General features: G+C 68.2%; 12 protein-coding genes, 1 tRNA gene and 1 pseudogene. 6 read left to right on the top strand and 8 right to left on the bottom strand.

Annotation, left to right across the window (positions count from 1 at the left end; genetic code table 11):
* Nucleotides 1-3: 3 nt before the first annotated feature.
* A complete protein-coding gene (locus ACP694_RS05475; protein ID WP_426011028.1) occupies nucleotides 4-2,520 on the bottom strand; it encodes a TonB-dependent receptor in 2,517 nt (838 codons plus the stop codon).
* A gap of 161 nt (nucleotides 2,521-2,681) precedes the next feature.
* On the opposite strand from ACP694_RS05475, the gene ACP694_RS05470 reads away from it, so the two are divergent.
* The 6 genes from ACP694_RS05470 to ACP694_RS05445 all read left to right on the top strand — a co-directional run bounded on the left by ACP694_RS05470 (nucleotide 2,682) and on the right by ACP694_RS05445 (nucleotide 7,936).
* Complete coding sequence (locus tag ACP694_RS05470) at nucleotides 2,682-3,671, top strand: RluA family pseudouridine synthase (protein WP_426011301.1); 990 nt, start codon at nucleotides 2,682-2,684, stop codon at nucleotides 3,669-3,671.
* A gap of 94 nt (nucleotides 3,672-3,765) precedes the next feature.
* Nucleotides 3,766-4,506, top strand: a complete 741-nt coding sequence (locus ACP694_RS05465; protein WP_426011026.1) for a hypothetical protein — start codon at nucleotides 3,766-3,768, stop codon at nucleotides 4,504-4,506.
* Between the two features lie 128 nt (nucleotides 4,507-4,634).
* The gene (locus tag ACP694_RS05460) at nucleotides 4,635-5,477 is read left to right on the top strand and encodes an MBL fold metallo-hydrolase (RefSeq protein WP_426011024.1); all 843 of its coding nucleotides are present in this window, start codon (nucleotides 4,635-4,637) and stop codon (nucleotides 5,475-5,477) included.
* A gap of 67 nt (nucleotides 5,478-5,544) precedes the next feature.
* Entirely contained in the window at nucleotides 5,545-5,970 is a 426-nt protein-coding gene (locus tag ACP694_RS05455; RefSeq protein ID WP_426011022.1) for a PaaI family thioesterase, read from the top strand.
* Between the two features lie 124 nt (nucleotides 5,971-6,094).
* Nucleotides 6,095-6,184: transfer RNA gene (locus tag ACP694_RS05450), tRNA-Ser, on the top strand.
* Nucleotides 6,185-6,268: 84 nt separating this feature from the next.
* Entirely contained in the window at nucleotides 6,269-7,936 is a 1,668-nt protein-coding gene (locus tag ACP694_RS05445) for an alpha-glucosidase (RefSeq protein ID WP_426011020.1), read from the top strand.
* Between the two features lie 127 nt (nucleotides 7,937-8,063).
* Here ACP694_RS05445 and ACP694_RS05440 read toward each other — a convergent pair.
* The 7 genes and pseudogenes from ACP694_RS05440 to ACP694_RS05410 all read right to left on the bottom strand — a co-directional run.
* Nucleotides 8,064-8,225: pseudogene (locus tag ACP694_RS05440) on the bottom strand (alpha/beta fold hydrolase); the annotation flags it as partial.
* 371 nt (nucleotides 8,226-8,596) lie between these two features.
* Nucleotides 8,597-9,325 carry a DUF6445 family protein gene (locus ACP694_RS05435; protein WP_426011019.1) on the bottom strand — a complete coding sequence of 243 codons (729 nt, stop codon included), beginning with the start codon at nucleotides 9,323-9,325 and terminating at the stop codon, nucleotides 8,597-8,599.
* Entirely contained in the window at nucleotides 9,322-10,920 is a 1,599-nt protein-coding gene (locus ACP694_RS05430; protein WP_426011017.1) for a tryptophan halogenase family protein, read from the bottom strand. The genes ACP694_RS05435 and ACP694_RS05430 overlap by 4 nt, the downstream gene beginning before the upstream one ends.
* A complete protein-coding gene (locus tag ACP694_RS05425; protein ID WP_426011016.1) occupies nucleotides 10,917-12,482 on the bottom strand; it encodes a tryptophan halogenase family protein in 1,566 nt (521 codons plus the stop codon). Before ACP694_RS05425 ends, ACP694_RS05430 begins: the two co-directional genes overlap by 4 nt.
* A 34-nt stretch (nucleotides 12,483-12,516) precedes the next feature.
* Complete coding sequence (gene nagE, locus ACP694_RS05420) at nucleotides 12,517-14,313, bottom strand: N-acetylglucosamine-specific PTS transporter subunit IIBC (protein ID WP_426011014.1); 1,797 nt, start codon at nucleotides 14,311-14,313, stop codon at nucleotides 12,517-12,519.
* Between the two features lie 3 nt (nucleotides 14,314-14,316).
* A complete protein-coding gene (gene ptsP / locus ACP694_RS05415; RefSeq protein ID WP_426011012.1) occupies nucleotides 14,317-16,839 on the bottom strand; it encodes a phosphoenolpyruvate--protein phosphotransferase in 2,523 nt (840 codons plus the stop codon).
* Nucleotides 16,840-16,864: 25 nt separating this feature from the next.
* Nucleotides 16,865-19,219 carry a family 20 glycosylhydrolase gene (locus ACP694_RS05410; protein WP_426011010.1) on the bottom strand — a complete coding sequence of 785 codons (2,355 nt, stop codon included), beginning with the start codon at nucleotides 19,217-19,219 and terminating at the stop codon, nucleotides 16,865-16,867.
* Between the last annotated feature and the right edge of the window lie 147 nt (nucleotides 19,220-19,366).

Here is a 19,366-nt window from a genome sequence, read left to right as displayed (position 1 = left end):
GTCCTAGTACCGCAGCGCGGCCGTCACGCCGTAATAGCGCGGGTTGCCGGCGATGAAGGTGGGAATGCCGAAGGCGTCACCGGTGTTGCCGGCGTCCTTGACGTATTTCTCGTCGGTGGCGTTGGTGACGAACGCCCCGACCTTCCAGCTGGCAAACGACGGCTGATATTCGAGCCGCAGGTCCAGCAAGCCGTAGCTGCTCTGGAATTCGTCGCGCGCCGTGTCGGGCAGCAGGTTGCTGACCTGCAGGGCGGCGATGTCGTTGTCGTCCGAGAAATAGACCTTCGACTGCCAGGTATAGGTCGGGGTGAAGGTGAAGCGCCCGCGCAGGGCGTCGGCGTGCAGGCTGGAGCCGATCGAGGCCTTGTAGTCGGGCGATAGCCGGAAGCGGTTGCCTTCGTAGATTCCGGTGTCGAACCGGCCGTGGGTGTAGCCGAAGGTCGCGAAGAGCTCGGCGAACGAGGCCGCCGCCCAGGTCGTCTGGCCCTCGAAGCCATAGGACTTGGCCTTGCCGGCATTGGTGGTCACCGGCTTGGCGTTGACCAGGATCGTGGTCTGGAAGTTGTCGTAGTCATAGGCGTAGACCGCGCCTTCCAGGGTCAGGCGACCGCCCATCGCGCGGGTCTTGGCCCCCACCTCGAAGGAATCCACGGTCTCAGCCGAGACCGGCGTGAACCGCGCCGGGCCGCCGGGCGCGGCGGGTTGGCCAACCGACAGCACATCGGGCCGCCGACCGCGGGCATAGGAGGCGTAGAGGCTGGTGCCCGTCGTCGGCTTGTAGCGGCCGACCAGGCGCCAGGTCAGGCCCTCGTCCGAGAAGTCCTGCGAGAAGATGTCGCCATTGTTGGTGGTCGGCTGCGAAACGATGCCGAACATCGGCACGGGATAGCCGGCCGAGGTCGGGATGGTCGCGGCGCCCGGCACGGCCATGGCTTGCAACAGGCCAGGACGCTGGGCTGCGGGGATCGACGACAGGGCGATCAGCCCGCCCAGGATCGAGCGATCCTCGACGCTGGAGGCGTAGCCGCTGGTCTTGTCGTCGTGGGTGTAGCGCAGGCCGGCCGAGATCTCGAACTGCTCGCTCAGCCGCCAGGTGGCGTCGCCATAGACGTCGAACGACTCGGTCTTGCCGTAGTTGGTGTAGCTTTCGCGGTGGACATGCAGGTTGTTGGCGATGCCGGGCAGCAGCGGGGCCAGCGGGCTGGTCGCGCCGATGCCGGTCAGACCGCCCACCAGCGCGGTCAGCACGGCGGGGTTGGTCAGCAAACCGGTCGGCTGGGCGTTGGGCTTGCTCAGATAGCCGGTGATCAAGGCCAGGGCGTAGCGCTCGTCGATCTGCGACGGCACGCTGGTCCGGGCGTCCTCGTTGAAATAGCTGACGCCCGCGAAGCCGCTGATCGGACCGCCGGCGTCGTAGTTGAGACGGAACTCCTGGCTGTATTGCTTGCCGCGTGCGTCTTCGGCGAAGGTCAGCATTGGCAGGGAGAAGCCGTCCGGATCGAAGGTCTCTGTGCTCTGGAACCGGCGAGCGGCGGTGATCGACGACAGCTTGAAGGCGTCGTTGAGGCTGTAGTCGACCAAGACCGTAGCGCCCGAGACGAAGCGCTTGAGGCCCAACTTCGCGCCACCGTTGAAGCCTGCGCCGGCCGACAGGGCCGCGCCATTGTTGGGGTCGCGATCGCCCAGCACCGCGCCGGTCGTCGGATCGGTGGGGTTGAAGCTGTTGGACTTGAACGAGGTCCCCGTCGGGTGGTCGGCCTCGTAATTGATGATCAGGTCGGCGTTCAGCCGGCTGGTCGGCGACCAATGGGCCGAGAACCGCAGGGCGCCCGTATCGGTCGAGCCCAAGGTCCGGCCGGTCAGCAGGTTCTCGATCGGCCCCTTGCGCTCCTTGTAGCGACCCGCCAGCCGCACGGCGAAGGTGTCGCTGAGCGGCACATTGGCCATGCCCTCGAACAACCCGTAGCCGTCATTGCCGACTTCCGCCGCCACGCGCCAGTCCAGGGCCTTGGGGTCGGCCTTGTTCTGGATGACATTGACCGCGCCGATCAGCGCCCCACGACCATAGAGGGTCGATTGCGGACCCTTGGCGATCTCGATGCGCTGGATGTCGAACAGCTCGATATAGGAGCCTCGCGACTTGGAGATCGACACGCCGTCCTGGAACACCGACACCCGCGGCTCGGTGGTGGCGTCACCGCTGTCGGAGGTGACGCCGCGCATCACGAAACCAGGGTTGTTGGGCGACTGGTTCTGGACCTGGAAGCCGGGCACGAAAAGCGACAGCTTGTCGAATTCCTGGACGCCCAGCCTGTCGAGCATGGCGCCCGAATAGGCGGTCAAGGCGATCGGCACGTCGAGCACCTTCTGCTCGCGCTTCTGGGCGGTGACCACCAGTTCCTCGACGACGCTGGGTTCAGCGGTGGCCGCAGGCGTAAGATCGGCGGCCCAGACTTGGCCGGCGGTCAGGGCCAGGCCGCTGGCGGCGGCCATGAGCAAGGTGGTGCGGATCGCGCGCATCGACTATCCCCTTCATACGCTGAACTTCGAACCTGAGCCGGTAGGCGCGGGCGATGTCGGCGCCGCGACAAACCCGTGACGGAGCCGTGAAGCCGCTGGTCCAGCCCCCCGATCCCCCGCTCGGAGACGAGATCGAGGACCCAGACGCCTTGGAAACGGGCATGCCGGCCGGTGAGACCCTGCGGATCGAGATCGGCCCCGACCTGGCCGGCCAGCGGCTGGACAAGGCCTTGGCCACCGCCGCTCCGACCCTTTCACGGGCTCGCCTGCAAGCCCTGATGGCGGAGGGCCAGGTGTCGCTGGCGATCCCCGGCAAGACGCCCGTCCCGCTGACCAGCGGCTCGGCCAAGGCCGTGGCCGGGACCTATGCGGTCAACATCCCGCCCCCGACCGCCGCCGAGCCCCTGCCCGAGAACATCCCGCTGAGCGTGCTCTATGAGGATGCTTATCTGATCGTCATCGACAAGCCCGCCGGCATGGCCGCCCACCCGGCGCCGGGCTGCGAGACCGGCACCCTGGTTAACGCCCTGCTGCACCACTGCGGCGACAGCCTGTCGGGGATCGGCGGCGTCGCCCGCCCCGGCATCGTCCACCGGCTGGACAAGGAAACCTCCGGCGTGATGGTCGCGGCCAAGACCGACGCCGCCCACCAGGGCCTGTCGGCCCTGTTTGCCGAGCACGACATAGACCGCATGTACCTGGCCCTGACCCGCGGCGCGCCTAGCCCCGCCGTCGGCACGATCCAGACCCAACTGGGCCGCTCGCCGGGCGACCGCAAGAAGATGGCCGTCCTCAAGTCCGGCGGCCGAGAGGCGACCACCCACTACCGGGTCGAGAAGACCTTTGGCGGCGGCGGCAAGCACGCGCCCCTGGCGGCCCGCGTCGCCTGCCGGCTGGAGACCGGCCGCACCCACCAGATCCGCGTCCATATGGCCAGCAAGGGCAGCCCCTGCCTGGGCGACCCGGTCTATGGGGCCGGAGCCCCCGCTGCGCCGGTCAAGGCGGCGATCACGGAGATCGGGTTCGCCCGCCAAGCCCTGCACGCCGCCGTGCTGGGCTTCGTCCACCCGATCACCGGCCAGACCCTGCGGTTCGAGACGCCCCTGCCGCCGGACATGGCGGCGCTGGAGGCCGCCCTTGAAGCGCTGTGACTCCGCCACCAGCTTCGCCTTGCGGCCACGCAACATTCAGGCCCTAATTCGGCTCACGGCCGGGTCCAGGATGGATAGGTCGGAGGTCTTGTCCATGCTCGCGTCCCGTTTCGCCCTGGCTGTCGCATTTCTGGCCGCGCCGCTGGCCCTGCCCAGCCTGGCCGTGGCAGCTACTCCTGACGACGAGGTCGTGGCCACCGCCTCGCGCGTCGCCAAGCCGCCCACCGAAGCCGAGATCGCCAAGGCCCAGGCCGACGCGAAAGCCAAGGCCGAGGCCGCCCGCAATGCTGAGCCCGTGAGCACCCAGGACCAGGTCGCCGCCTGGCTGGCCGACGCGCCGCCGATCGAACGCGGCGGCGGCGGCCCCCTCGACTATGCGGCGCCGCCGAAAGTGGACGTCAATGGCTACGCCCTGGGTCCCGACGGCAAACGCCAGATGCACGGCGAGGCCGGGGTCAGCGTCGGCACCGGCGGCTATCGCAGCGCCTATGTCTCCACCCTGATCCCGATCGGCGAAGCCAGCACCTTGGGCGTCGCCGTTTCCAAGACCGAATACGGCAAGAACGGCCGGGGCTACGGGGGCGGCTACGGCGGCGGCCACGGCTATGACGGCTTGGGCTATGGCGGCTTGGGCTATGGCGGCTACGGCCGAGGCGGCGGCTCGCAGTCCTTGGCCCTGTCACTCGACATGCGCGGCGGCGGACGGTCACGCGACGACACGCCCGAAGGCTGCGCGCCAGGCTTCCGCGACGGCGATCGCTATGTCGAACCCGTCTGGGTGACCCAGATGCGCGGCGACGCCCGGAGTTGCACGGCGGCGGCCGAACGGCCCTAGCCCCGCGCGACCAATCGCCCCAATCTTGTTTCGGCGCGGACGACCTGGATCGGCGTTCGCCTATACTTAAGAGCTTGCGGTCAAGGTGCCGGCCTGGACCAGGCTCCAGGGCACTGTCGAGCGTACGCATGCAGCCGGAAATCACCGCTTTCCACCACCCCGCCACCGGGCGGGTGACCTATCTGCTGGTCGATCCAGCCACCCAGTTGTGCGCCTTCATCGACCCCGTGCTCGACTATGATCCCCAGACCCAGGCCGTCGATACGACCTTCATGGACGCCATCATCGCCGATATTCGGGCCAAGGACCTGGGTCCGACCTGGATCCTGGAGACCGGCGTGCATACCGGCCACCTGTCCGCCGCCGGTCATCTCAAATACGAGACGGGCGCCTCGATCTGCACCGGCGCGGGTGTCCTGGAAAGCCTCAAGCGCCTGGTCCCGGTGCTGGGATCCGACGGCGTCGATCTTGACGGCTGGGACTTCGACAAGCTGGCCCAAGACGGCGAGGTCCTGCCGATGGGCGGGATCGAGATCACCGCCATCGCCCTGCCGGGCCGCCTGCCCGGCGCCACCGCCTACCAGATCGGCGACGTGGTGTTCACCGGTTCCGCTATCCTGCCGCCGGACCAGGGTCTGGACGACAGCGACGCCCCCGGCGCCGACGCGGCCGGTCTGCACGCCGCCGCTAGGCGGTTGCTGGATCTGCCGCCTCACACTCGCCTGCTGACCGGCCAGGTCGGCGCCGAGGCCGACGCCTGGGAGGCCACTGTCGCCGACCACAGGACCACAAATATCGACGCCGGCGATTCCGTCCCCGCCGAGGCCTTCGTCGCCCGCCGCGCCGCCGCACCGCCGTCGCCCGGCCCGTTGGCGGCGCCCGCCCTGCAGGTGGGAATCCGCGCCTTCCGCCTGCCCCCGCAAGGCGACGACGGCCTGCGCTTCCCGCCGATCGATATCAGTTCCATTTAAAAACCCACTTGCGTGTCGGCCAGGCGATCCCTTAGATGCTTCGTACACGAAGCAGTGAGGACGCCGCATGGCCGATCAAGATTTCAGCGCTGCCCTGACCACCGCCCAGGCCGACAACCTGCCCGGTCTGTTGGGCCTGGAATGGAGCCATGCGACCCGAGGCTTGGTTAGGGGACGCTTCACTGTGGCCAGCCGCCATATGGCCCCCAACGGCTTTCTTCACGCCGCCAGCGTCATCGCCCTGGCCGACAGCGCCAGCGGCTATGGTTGCGTGACCTCCCTGCCGGAGGGCGCGACAGGCTTCACGACCATCGAGTTGAAGTCCAACTTCCTCGGCACCGCTCGCCAAGGCGAGGGCGTGGCCTGCGAGGCCAAGCTGCTCCACGGCGGCCGCAACACTCAGGTCTGGGACGCCCTCGTCACCCACGAGACCACCGGCAAGACCCTGGCGCTTTTCCGCTGCACCCAGATGATCCTTTACCCTCGGGCCTAGTCCGGTCGGAAACCGCGCCGCGCGACACAAAAGCGTGTCACAAGCCCTTGCGCTCTTCCGGCGGCGCCGCTAGGTATCCCGCCCTCACTCAAGGCCGCCCCCGGGCGGCCCCTGAAGACCCCCTGGAGAGGTGGCAGAGTGGTCGAATGTACCGCACTCGAAATGCGGCGTGCCTGGAAGGGCACCGTGGGTTCGAATCCCACCCTCTCCGCCACCATCCCGACATCAAAATCCACCCGCGACGACCATGCTTCGGCGCGGTAGCGTTCCATCCGCACATTGAGACGGGGAGCGCTGCGTGAGCCTTGACGATGACGCGACGCCCGGCGCCACCCGCCCCTGGTGGAAGGACGCCGTTGTCTATCAGGTCTATCCACGCTCGTTCCTCGACACCAACGGCGACGGGATCGGCGATCTTCCTGGGGTCACCGCCCGGCTCGACTACCTGCAGGATCTCGGCGTCGATGTGGTGTGGCTCAGCCCGCACTTCGACAGCCCCAACGCCGACAACGGCTATGACATCCGCGACTATCGCCAGGTGATGGCGGACTTCGGGACCATGGCCGATTTCGACGCCATGCTGGCCGGGATGACGGCCCGTGGCATGCGGCTGATCATCGACCTGGTGGTCAATCACAGCAGCGACGAACACGCCTGGTTCGTCGAGAGCCGCAAGAGCCAGGACAACCCCTATCGCGACTACTACATCTGGCGCGACGGCAAGGATGGCGGTCCTCCCAACAACTATCACGCCTTCTTCGGAGGGCCAGCCTGGACGCTGGATCAGGCGACAGGCCAGTACTACCTGCACTATTTTGCCGCCAAGCAGCCGGACCTCAACTGGGAGAATCCCAAGGTCCGCGACGAGGTCCATGACCTGATGCGGTTCTGGCTCGACAAGGGGGTGTCGGGGTTCCGGATGGACGTCATCCCGTTCATCTCCAAGCAACCCGGCCTGCCCGACCTGACGCCCCAGGAGCGCCGCGCGCCGCAGTTCGTCTATGCCGCCGGGCCCAAGCTGCATGATTACCTGAGCGAGATGCGTCACGAGGTGTTGGCGCACTACGACACCCTGACGGTCGGCGAGGCGTTCGGGCTTACGCCCGACGCGGCCCAACACATGATGGACAGCCGCCGCAGCGAACTCGATCTGGTGTTCAATTTCGACATCGTGCGGATGGACATCGACGGCTGGCGCAAGACGTCCTGGACCCTGCCCCGACTCAAGGCGCTCTACAGCCAGCAGGACGCGGCGGCCGGGCCGTTCGGCTGGAACACGGTGTTCCTGTCCAACCACGACAATCCCCGAGCGGTTTCGCACTTCGGCGACGATGATCCCGAGTGGGTCGAGCGTTCGGCCAAGGTTCTGAACACCCTGATCCTCACCCAGCGCGGCACGCCGTTCCTCTATCAGGGCGACGAGCTGGGCATGACCAACTATCCGTTCCAGACCCTGGACGACTTCGACGACCTGGAGGTGTCCGGTCGCTGGCGCGACCTGCAGGGTCGGGTGTCGGAGGCGGAATATCTAGCCAATGCCCGGTCCATGGGCCGCGACAACGCCCGCACGCCTATGCAGTGGGCGGACGATCCACACGGCGGCTTCACGCTCGGGACGCCGTGGCTGGCGGTCAATCCCAACGCGGCGGCGATCAATGCGCGAGACCAGGCCGGGCGGGCAGACGCGGTGCTAAGCCACTGCCGCGACCTGATCGCGTTCCGGCGGGGGTCCGTCGATCTGCGGGAGGGGGATTATGAGGATCTGGATCCCGACCACGCGCAGGTCTTCGCCTATCGGCGCGGCGAAGGCTTGGTGGTGATGCTCAACTTCGGGCGGGCGGCGGTGGCTTACACGCTTCCCGACCACCTGACGGTGGAGGGCGTGGCGTTTGGCGAGGCGGTGGTCGAGGGTCGGATCGTGACGCTCGACGGGTGGACGTCGGTGATCCTGGCGATCCGGCTCTAATCACCAGACCTCCAAAAACGTTGTCATCCCGGACAAGCGCGTCGCGCGCCGATCCTGGATGACAACCGCCGAGAGGAAAAGGCGTCCGCCGGAGACCGACGCCTTTCAATCTTCAGTCCCGAATCCCCTACGCCTTGATGAAGGCCAGCATGTCCGGGTTGATCACCTCCGGATGGGTCGTGCACATGCCGTGCGGCAGGCCCGGATAGGTCTTCAGCGTGCCCTTCTTGAGCAGCTTGATGCCGATCAGGGCGGCGTCGGCGATCGGCACGATCTGGTCGTCCTCGCCGGTGGTGACGAAGTCGCTGCTCATGGTCTTGTCTCCTGAAGCTTGTGGCGACGCCTTGAGCGTGGCTGCGGACGATACTGCGGGCGCCCGTGACGGCAGGGCCGCCATCAGGGCCAAGCTGAAGCCGCTGGTGACGACGCAGCGGCGCGATGCGCCTCCCGGTCCGCCGGCGGCGTCGGTCTCGGGTTTGCTGCGGGAAATGGTCGTGCGCCATCCTTCGATGTCGGTTCAGCCGGTGCCTGCGGTGAACCCAGACGCAAGCCTAGGCGATCAGGTCCGGCGGCGATTGAATGGAATAGTCGTGACGTGCACGTCCTCTGGACGTTTGGCGACGGGCTGATCACAACGCTACCGCCGAGCCGGCGACGCGTTCAGGCCGCTTCGAAACGGAAGAAGCTGTTGACCGTCAGCCGGCCCGTTCGCGGGTCCAGGCTGGCCGGATGGTCTGGCAAGACGCCGGCATGCAGCAGGCGGCTGGCATAGACGATGACCCGGTTGAAGGCCGGTTCGACGACGGCGGTCTGCTCGAACAGGGCGTTGGAACCCGCGATGTAGCCGGCCGGAACCGAGGCGGTTTCGATCTCCCGGCGCAAGGCGGCGAAATAGGCCTTGCCGCGCTCGGGTCCTATGGATTCGAAACCGGTGGCGCGGTGACGGTAAAAGGCCGTGCCGCCGTGGGGCGGTCCGCACAGATAGTGCAGAATCGCCAGCTGGTCGGGATCGGTGGTGTCGATGTGCGGCAGGCGTTGGGGCAGGATGGCCTGGTCGGTCGGTAGGACCGCCATCGAAAGGGCGCTGGTGATGTGCGCCTTGCCCTCCGGCGGGGCGCCGAACACCGTCGCCAGATGGGGGCGAAGGGCGGTGACCAGAGCCTGAACATAGCCGCCCGGGGATGGCGCCCGGACGCCCGGATAGAAGTTGGCCGCCGCCTTCACGGGGGCCAGGATCGCCTGTTCGGCCGCGAAATCGACCAGATGCTCGGCGCCGGTCAGCAGGCCGTCGATCACCAGCACCGGATGGCGTTCGGCGCCGATGCGCAGGGTTTCGATGCGCGGGCCAGCGGCGGCGGCGAAGACCGGTCCGGCCGCCGGCTCGCTCATCGCCGCAGGCCCTCGGCGGCCTCGGCGCTGGCGGCGTCCCCAACCTTGGTGGTGAAGCCCTGGGTGTAGACCTGGTTTAGCAAGGCCCTGTGATCGGGCAGGCCGGCGGCGGCGCGCAAGCCGGCCTCGCGCACCTTGGCGAAATCGGCCCGGGCCAGGTCGCCATGCACGTGGGCGGCGGGATCGACGGTGGTCGCAAAGCCCATCCCGTACAGAACGTACTGATAGTTGAAGTACTTGAAGCTCTCATGGAGGCTGGGGAAATCGAAGGCGTTGGGCGGTCGGTGTTTCCACATCGCCAGGTGGTCTTGCAGGCTTTCGGGGATTGAGGCCGGATCGGCGTTGTCGGTCCAGAAGCTGTTGTCGGTGCGCTGGCTGAGGCAGTAGTGCAGCTTGATGAAGTCGATCGCCCTCAGATAGCGGTCGGTCATCGCCGCGTTGAACTGCTTGGCGGTCGCCTCCATGCCGCCCCGCCGCGGCAGGTTGCGGGCCAGCATGTAAGCGGCGGCCTCGATCAGCACGATGCCGGTGGATTCGAGGGGCTCCAGAAACCCGCCCGACAGGCCCACGGCGACGCAGTTCTTGACCCAGTGGCTGGCCCGGTGGCCCACCTTCAGCTTCAGCGGCCGAACCGTCAGCCCATCGCCGGCCTTGCCGACATAGCCGCGCAGGATCTGCTCGGCCCGATCGTCCGTGGTGTGACGACTGGAATAGACATAGCCCGTGCCGCGCCGGTCGGGCAGGCCGATATCCCAGGTCCAGCCGGCCTCGTGGGCGGTGGAGATGGTGGTGGTCGCCACCGGCCCGTCTGGGCGGTCATAGGGCGCCTGCAGGGCCAGGGCGCGATCGACGAACAGCACGTCGCTCTTGTCGATCCAGGCGCTGCCCATGGCCTCGCCGATCATCGCGCCGGCAAAGCCCGTGCAGTCGATATAGAGGTCGGCCGTCAGATCGCCGTGCTCGCGCGTGGTCACCGAGCCGATCGATCCGTCCTGCGCCTTGTTGACGCTCAGCACATTGCCCAGCAGGTGCTTGATCCCGGTTTCCTTGCCGACATCGCGAAGCAGGTTCGCCAGTTTTCCCGCGTCGAAGTGATAGGCATAGGTCATCGGCCCGCCATACTGCGGATCGTCGATACGCTTGGGACCCCGCCCAGCTTCGCAGACCTTGTCCTGCAGGGTGACAGCGCCGGAAAACGGGACGCCGCCCGCCTCGCCCATCAGCCAGTATGGCGCCAGGTCCAGGCCGCCGTTCAGCAACCGGGGCGAGGCGAAGGGGTGGTAGTAGTGGCTGTGCACACCATCCTTAGGCGCGGTCTTCCAGTCGACGAACCGGATACCCTGCTTGAAGGCCGCCCCGGCCTCGCGCATGAACCGCGCCTCGTCGACGCCGATCGTCCGCAGGGTGTTCTGGATGGTCGGAAAGGCGCCCTCGCCCACTCCGATGATGCCGATCTCGCTAGACTCGATCAGGGTGATGCGCACCCCGTCCGGTCGCATGGAGCCCAGGCGGCGAGCCAGATAGGCGGCGGTCATCCAGCCGGCCGTGCCGCCGCCGACGATCAGGATGTCATTGATCTCTGGCGTTTGGGTCATCGGCCGGCGGCAGCGCGCTGACGGAAACCGTTGCGGTAGATCTCGTCCAGCAGCGCCCGGTGATCGGGCATGGCCGCCGCCGCCCGATGGGCCGCCGACTTCAGCCGCGCGAACTCGGCCCGCGCCGCGTCGAGATGCGGATAGGCCGACAGATTGGCCGAGAGGTCGGTCTTGAAGCCCATGCCGTACAGCACATACTGGTAGTTGAAGACCTCGAAACTGTCATGGACGGTGCCGAAGTCGAACGGGTCCGGCCCACGGGTCTTCCACATCTCCAGCAGGGCCTGCAGCGAATCCGGGATCGATTCTGGCCGGGTGTTGTCGATCCAGAAGTCGCTGTCGGTGCGCTTGGTCAGGCAATAGTGCAGCTTGATGAAGTCCAGCACGCCCTTGTAGCGCAGGCCCATGGCTTCGTTGAACAGGGCGGCGGTCGGCTCCATGTCGCCCGCGCGCGGGAACAGCCGGCCCAGCATCCAGGCGGCGGCCTCGATCAGCATGATGCCTGTGGCCTCCAGCGGCTCCAGGAAACCGCCCGACAGACCGATCGACACGCAGTTCTTGACCCACGGCGTTTCGCGATGGCCGATGGGCAGCTTCAACACGCGAGCGTTCAGCCCGTCGGCCGACTTGCCGATATAGGCCCGCAGCACCTCTTCGGCCCGCTCGTCCGTGGTGTGATCATTGGAATAGACATAGCCGACGCCTCGGCGCTCGGGCAGGCCGATGTCCCAGGTCCAGCCGGCTTCGTGGGCGGTGGAGATGGTGGTGCTGGCCACTGGGGCCTCAGGGTCATCGTGCGGGACCTGGATGGCCACGGCGCGGTTGACGAACAGGGTGTCGCTGTCGTCGATGAACTTCACGCCCATAGCCTCACCGATCAGCTTGGCCGAGAAACCACTGCAGTCGACATAGAGGCCGGCGGCCAACTCGCCATGCTCACGGGTGACCACGGCGGCGATCGCGCCGGTCTCGTCCAGTCGCGCGCCCTGGACATTGCCGATCAGGTGGCGGACGCCCAGCTCCTTGCCGACGTCGCGCATCAGCACGGCCAGCTTGCCGGCGTCGAAATGGTAAGCGTAGCCAAGCGGACTGGAATATTGCGGATCGTCGATCAGCTTGGGGCCCTTGCCCGCCTCGCAGACCGTGTCCTGCAGCGTCACCGCCTCCGAGAACGGCGTATCCCCGGCGCAGCCCAGCAGCCAGTAAGGCGCCAGGTCCAGGCCCCGCAGCGTATGGGGCCGGCTGAACGAGTGGTAATAATGGCTGTGGGCGTCGCCGACGGGGGCGGTGGTCCAGTCGACGAACTTGATGCCCTGTTTGAACGAGGCCCCGGCCCCGCGCATGAACCGCGCCTCGTCGACGCCGATCTCGCGCATGGTGGTCTGGATGGTGGGGATCGTGCCCTCGCCCACCCCGATGATGCCGATCTGCGACGACTCGATCAGCGTGATCTTCACCCCATCGGGACGGTTGGCCCCCAACTTGCGGGCCAGATAGGCGGCGGTGATCCAGCCGGCCGTGCCGCCGCCGACGATCAGCACTTCATCGATCGGTTTCGTCACGTCGTTCCCCTTCCCGTCAGCCGGATCGTTTCCATCACCCAGGCAGCAGGCAGCGCACCGCCTCGCAGATCCGCTCGGCGTCAGGACCCAGCACGACGTGCACCGAGCGCTCGCCGACCCGGACCACGCCGCGTGAGTCCAGGGCTCTCAGCGCCGCCTCGTCGACGGCGGCGTTGTCGCGGACCACCAGGCGCAGGCGGCTGGAACAGGCGCCCACCGTCTCGACATTGGAGAAGCCGCCCAAGGCGCTGACCAGGCCCTCGGCCCGGCTGTCATCAATGGCGGTGGGTAGGGCGACCGCTGCCGCGGCCTTGGTCGCGGCAGGCTTGGGCGGCGCTGGCCTGCCCATGGCGGCGCGGATCTCACCGGCCACTTGGTCGGCGACCGGGCCGAGGACGACCTGTAGCGCCTTGTCCGACGGCCGGACCACACCCCGCGCTCCGAGGGCCTTCAAGGCGGGTTCGCGGACCACGGCCTGGTCGACAACGATCAGCCGCAGGCGGGTGGTGCAGGCGTCGACCGAGGTCAGGTTCCCCGCCCCGCCCAAAGCGGCGACGAAGTCGGCGCCGCGCCCGCCGGCGCTGGGCCCCACCGCCGCCTCGGCGGCCAGGTCCTCGGCCGGCTCGCGGCCAGGGGTCTTGAGATCGAACTTCAGGATGAAGAAGCGAAACAGCCCGTAATAGATCCCGCCATAGACCAAGCCGATCGGCACGAGCCACAGCGGGTGGGTGGCCTTGCTGAAGTTCAGCACATAGTCGAACAGACCGGCCGAAAAGCCGAAGCCCAGCTTGACGTCGAGCAGGTTCATCAGGGCCATCGCAACTCCGGTCAAAACGGCGTGCAGGGCGTAGAGCATCGGGGCCAGGAACATGAAGCTGAACTCGATCGGCTCAGTCACCCCGGTCAGGAACGACGTCAGGGCCAGCGAGGTCAGCATGCCGCCGACCGCCTTTTTCCGCTCGGGACGGGCCGTGTGGTACATGGCCAGGCAGGCGGCGGGCAGGCCGAACATCATTACCGGGAAGAAGCCGCTCATGAACGCCCCGGCGGTCGGGTCGCCGGCCGCGAAGCGGTTGAGGTCACCCGTCGCGCCATGGAAGTCGCCCAGGATGAACCAGACCACGTTGTTGAGGATGTGGTGCAGGCCGGTGACGATCAGTAGGCGGTTGAGGATGCCGTAGACGAACAGGCCCAGGTTTCCGGAGACGGTGACCATGTGGCTCAATCCATCGACGCCGGCCTCCAGCCAATGCCAGCCAAAGCCGAACACCAGGGCCAGCAGCACCCCGCCCAGGCCGGCGGCGATCGGCACGAAGCGGCGGCCGCCGAAGAAGGCCAGATATTCCGGGAGCTTGATGGTGCTGTAGCGGTTGTAGAGCACGCCAGACATCACGCCGGACAGGATGCCAACCGGGATCGACAGCTTGCTGATCGCCTTGGCCTTCCAGGCCGCCAGGGCCAGGTCGCCGCCCTTGGCGGCCGCCGCCGCGACCACGTCGGGCGGCACGACGATCAGGGCCTGGATGCCCTGGGTGGCCACCAGATAGGCCACGACGCCGGCCAGGCCCGCCGCGCCGTTGTTCTCGCGCGCCAGGCCCACGGCGACGCCGATGGCGAAGATCAGGCCCAGATTGGCGAAGATCGCCCCACCGGCGGCGGCGAAGACATTGGCGACCACCAGGGTCAGGCCGCCGGACATCGCCGCCAAGTGGGCGTGGCCCAGCAAGTCGGTCTGGCCGATCCGCAGCAGCAGCGCCGCGACCGGCAACACCGCGATCGGCAGCATCAGGGCGCGGCCTAGGGGCTGGAGGACTTCGAGCGGGGACTTCATCGCTTAGGCTCCAACCTTCAGGACTTGGGCCGCGAAGGCTTTGCAGAGATCTCGGACGGCCTCGGGTGAGGTCAGGTCCAGCGCCTGGCGCGCCAGGGCCTGGCAGGCCGAAATGTCCAGGATGCGGACCAGGGCCTTGACCTCGGGCACGGTCGCCGCCGTGGCGGAAAGCTCGGTGACGCCTAGGCCCAGAAGCACCGGCACGGCGACGAGGTCGGAGGCCAGGCCGCCGCAGACTCCGACCCAGCAATGATGCTTGGCGGCCCCGGCGCAGGTCTGGGCGATCATCCGTAGGACGGCCGGGTGGAGCGCGTCGATGCGGGCGGCCAGCTCCGGATTGCCCCGGTCCATGGCCAGCACATACTGGGTCAGGTCGTTGGTGCCGATCGACAGGAAATCGGCCTCGGCGGCCAGCAGGTCGGCGGTGATCGCTGCGGCGGGGGTCTCGATCATGACGCCCAACTGGACCCGCTCGGTGATCCCCATCTCGCGCTTGGTCTCGTCGAGCAGGGCGCGCACGGCGCGCAGCTCGTCGAGGCTAGCGATCATCGGGATCATGATCTTGCACTGGCCCAGCGGCTTGACCCGCAGTATGGCCCGCAGCTGGGTCTTGAGCAGATGCGGCCGCCACAGCGACACGCGCACGCCGCGCAAGCCCAGGGCCGGGTTCTCCTCGGCCGGGATCGGCAGGTAGGGCGCGGCCTTGTCGCCGCCGACGTCGAGGGTGCGGATGATCAGCGGGCGGCCGTCCAGGGCCGAGGCGATCGCCTGGTACTGGCGGGCCTGCTCGTCCTCGTCGGGGGGCGTTTCGCGCTCCAGGAACAGGAACTCGGTGCGCAGCAGGCCCGAGCCCTCCGCGCCATTGGCGGCGGCGGCCAGGGCGTCGTTCAGCGAGCCAACATTACCGAACACCTCGATGCGTACGCCGTCGGCGGTGCGGCTCTCTTGATGGGCGGCGGCCTTGGCGGCGGCCTTGCGCTCGTGGCGGGCGGCGATGGCGGTCTGGGCGGCGGCGAGCTGCGTGGCGTCGGGGGCGATGCGCAGGCTTCCGCTCTCGGCGTCAAGGATCAGACCCGTGCCCTCGGCGACATCGAGCACGCCGGCGCCCACGGCGACGATGGCCGGAATGCCCATGGCGGCGGCCAGGATGGCGACATGCGACGTCGGCCCTCCCTTGGCGGTGCAGAAGCCCGCGACCTGGCTGGCTTCGACGCCCATCAGTTGCGAGGGCAAAAGCTCGTCGGCCAGCAGGATGGCGCCGGGCGGCAGGACGCGGGCGTCGTCTTCCTCACCCGTCAGTGCCCGGAGCACTTGGCGCTCCAGGTCGATCAGGTCATCCACGCGTTCGGCCAGGCGGCGGTCGCCCAGGCCGCGCAGAGCCTCGACATAGCCGCCGACGGCGCGGCGCCAGGCGAAGCCCGCGCTCTTGCCCTCGGCGATCAGCCGATGGGCCGAAGCGCTCAGTTCGGGATCTTCCAGAAAGGCCAGGTGGGCGCCGAGGATTGCTTTGCGAGCGGTGTCGCCCTTGGATGCGGCCTTCTCGAGCTTGGCGCGGACCAAGGCCAGGGCGTCTTCCAGCGCGCGCCGTTCAAAGCCCATGCCGGCCCCGACCTCGGCGACGATGATGTCGGTTGAGACGAAGCGAACGGCTTGACCGATGGCCAAACCGGGGGCGGCCATGACGCCGCGCAACAAGCCGGGCTCGGCGGGGTGGGCGGGGCGTACGGCCTCGACCGAGACGGGCTCGGCGGTCGGCGGCAGGGCGGCGCTCTCGCCCATGCCGCCTTCGATCAGCTCGACGATAGCGATCACGGCATAATCGGCGTCCGGGCCGCTGGCGACGATGCTGATGCGGTCGCCATGGCGGATGGCCAGGGACATCATCCCGATCGGGCTCTTGGCGCTGGCCCTGCGGTTTACCGCGACGACGGCCACCTCGGCGGCGAACTTGCGGGCGCTCTCGGCGATGCGGGCTGCGGGCCGGGCATGGATCCCGTGCTGCAGGGGCACCACGACCTCGCGCGACACCTCGCCAACGGCGACCGTCGAGGTGACCACCGCGCCATTGACCGGGGCCAGCTCCATCAGGAAATCACCCACCAAAGCGGCATGGTCCTGCGCGCGGCGGATGATCTTGAAGGCGTCGGGATTGGTGATGACGATCGGGGTGATCAGGCTGCGGGCCCGCTGCGACAGCAGGTCGAGGTCAAAGCTGATCAACCGGTCGCCGGACTTCACCGCCTGACCGTCCGCGACGTGGACCTCGAAGCCCTCGCCGCCCAGGCCGACGGTGTCCAGCCCCACGTGCATCAGGATCTCGGCCCCATTGTCGGCCCGCAGGGTGACGGCGTGCCGCGTGCCGTGCACCGAGATCACCCGCGCGTCGCAGGGGGCGTGCAGGGTCGAGCCCAGGGGGTCGATGGCCAGGCCGTCGCCCAGCATGCGCTCGGCGAACACCGCGTCGGGCGTCTCGTCCAGCGGGGCGATCCAGCCCTTGAGCGGCGAGGACAGTACGAGATTGGACACGGACGCTTCCCTGCTTTCCGAAACTTTAGTTCTTGCCGCTCTTGCCGGCGGCCGTCAGCGTCACCTGGTCAAGCACCAGGGTCGGCTCCACGCTGCGTGCTGTAAAGCTCAGACACAGGTCGTGGACCCCGTCACGCCTGGGCAGCGCGCCCGAGACCGTGGCCAGGCCCGGTCCGCGCGCGGCGGCGCCCAGCGGGATGGCGGCGATCCGCTCGCCCGCGCAGCCGTCGATCCGGACTTCGAGCTCGCCGTCCGGCGTAGAGGGATCGCGCAGCGGGATCTTCCCGCGGTCGGCGCCGATCTGGAAGTTGAACGGGACCTGGCCGATGCGGGCGGACAGTTTGACGGCCTTGGACAGATCCGCGCCCTTCCACACCCAGCAGGCGTTCATCAGATTGACCGCGAACACGGCGCGGGGGCCGGCCCCGGAGCCGCTTGCTGGCGCGTCGTCCTCGAGCGAAAGGTTGATCCCGTCACCGCACAGCTCCAGCTGGTGGCTGGTGCGCGTCTGCGCCGCCAGCAGGCTGATCGGGTAGTCGCGAACGCGGCCGAGAGCCTGGCCATCGAGGAAGGTCCGAGCACGGAGCGTCTGGCCCGGCATCACGGCGAGGGGCGCGTCATAGGCCGTCGAGGTCGCCGTTGGCGCCTTGCCGTCGGTGCTGTACCGGACCTCGCCAAGCCCCAGACCGGAAGCCAGAGCGACCGAGACCTTTCCGTCGGCGGCCGGCCTCAGCGTCGCCTGCGGCTCGTAGGGCACGGTGTCGTGCGCCACGCCCAGTGCGTCGAGCCGCGCGGTCTCGGCCGGCAGTCGGCCTGCGAAATCGGCCCAGTCATGGCGGTCGCGCGGCGTCCAGCCGTTTTCTGCCAGGGCGACCAGGCGCGGGAAGCTCATGGCCTCCAGGCGCTCATCGGTGCGCATGTGCTCGGTGAAGGCCGTGGCTTCCAGCCCGAGAATGTGACCGCGCTGGGCGTCGGTCAGGGCGGCCGGCGCGGCGTCGAAATCGTAGATGTCCTTCAGGCTGGTGATCTTGATCCGGCCGGGCGGCTCGTCGGCGGAGGCGCTCTGGCGGCGGTCGAGATAGAGGGTGCTGTCGGGCGCCAGGACGGCGTCATGGCCCTGGGAGGCGGCGGCCACCGCGCCCTCCACGCCGCGCCAGGACATGACTGTGGCGTTGGGGGCAAGGCCGCCCTCGAGGATCTCGTCCCAGCCGATCATCCGCCGGCCTCGGCCGTTGATTTTCTTCTCGGCCCGCTGGATGAACCAGCTCTGCAGCCCGTGCTCGTCCTTGACGCCCAGGGCCTGGATCTGGGCCTGGACCTCGGGACTGGCCTTCCACTGGTCCTTGACCGCCTCGTCGCCGCCGACATGGATATAGGGCGAGGGAAACAGGTCCATCACCTCGTCGAGCACGTCGTTGAGGAAGGTGAACGTCGGTTCCGTGGGCTTGTAGAGATAGGGAAACACCCCCCAGTCGCCCATGGCCTCGCGCGGCGGGGTCTTGGTCATGCCAAATTGCGGATAGGCCACCAGCGGCGCCAGGGCGTGGCCCGGCATCTCGATCTCGGGGACGATGGTGATCCCGCGCGCGGCGGCATAGGCGACGAGGCCGCGCACCTGGTCCTGAGTATAGAAGCCGCCGTAGCGGGTGGCCTTGCCGGTCTTGGGATCGCGGCCCGCCGCGCCGGCCGGCACGCGCCAGGAGCCTTCCGAGGTCAGCTTCGGGTACTTCTTGATCTCCAGCCGCCAGCCCTGATCGTCGACCAGGTGCCAGTGCAGGACATTGAGCTTGTGGGCGGCCATGGCGTCGAGGATCGTCTTGATCGTCTCGACGCTCTGGAAGTGGCGGGCGCTATCAAGCATGAAGCCGCGCCAGGCAAAGCGGGGGGCGTCGTCGATGCTGACGGCAAGCAGCAGAGCCGGGCCCTTGGCCGCGTCGGTCACGGCCAACTGCCAGACGCTGACCGCGCCATAGAACAGGCCGGCGCGCTTGGGAGCGGTGATGATGACGCCGGTCGGGTCGATGTCGAGGTCGTAGGCCTCGGCCGTGTCGCCGGATGTGGCTCCCCGCGCCAGCACGATGGCGGCCTCGCCGGCGGCCGGCGCGCCCTCGGCGACGGCCAACTTCAGGCCTCGGGCCTTGAACAGCATGTCGGACAGCTGATCGGCCACCACCTTGGCCTCAGCATCGCCCTTGGCGACAAGGATCCGGGTCTTGGCGGTGAGGGCGAAGGTCCCCTGCCCCAGCTTCGCCTGGGCCGGCGCGGGGGTGAGGGTCATGGCCGGCCCCTTCACCGGCGAGGCGGCGAGGCCGGTCGAGGCAAAGGCCAGGACGGCGAGCGAACTCACGACGGCGGCGAAGGGCTTGGAGACGAGGATCATGCGAGGGCGCTCACGCTGACGGGCGGCAAAAAGCGGGCGGAGCGTGTGACCGCTCCGCCCCAGCTCCGTGCTTGCAGTCAGGAGGACTTGGATTGCGATCGGCGGCGAGCGGACAGGTCATGCGGTGATCCTGGACCATGGCGCCTC

The organism is Caulobacter sp. DWR2-3-1b2, from assembly GCF_049896345.1.
Lineage (GTDB): Bacteria > Pseudomonadota > Alphaproteobacteria > Caulobacterales > Caulobacteraceae > Caulobacter.
This window is presented reverse-complemented; position numbering and strand designations above follow the sequence as displayed.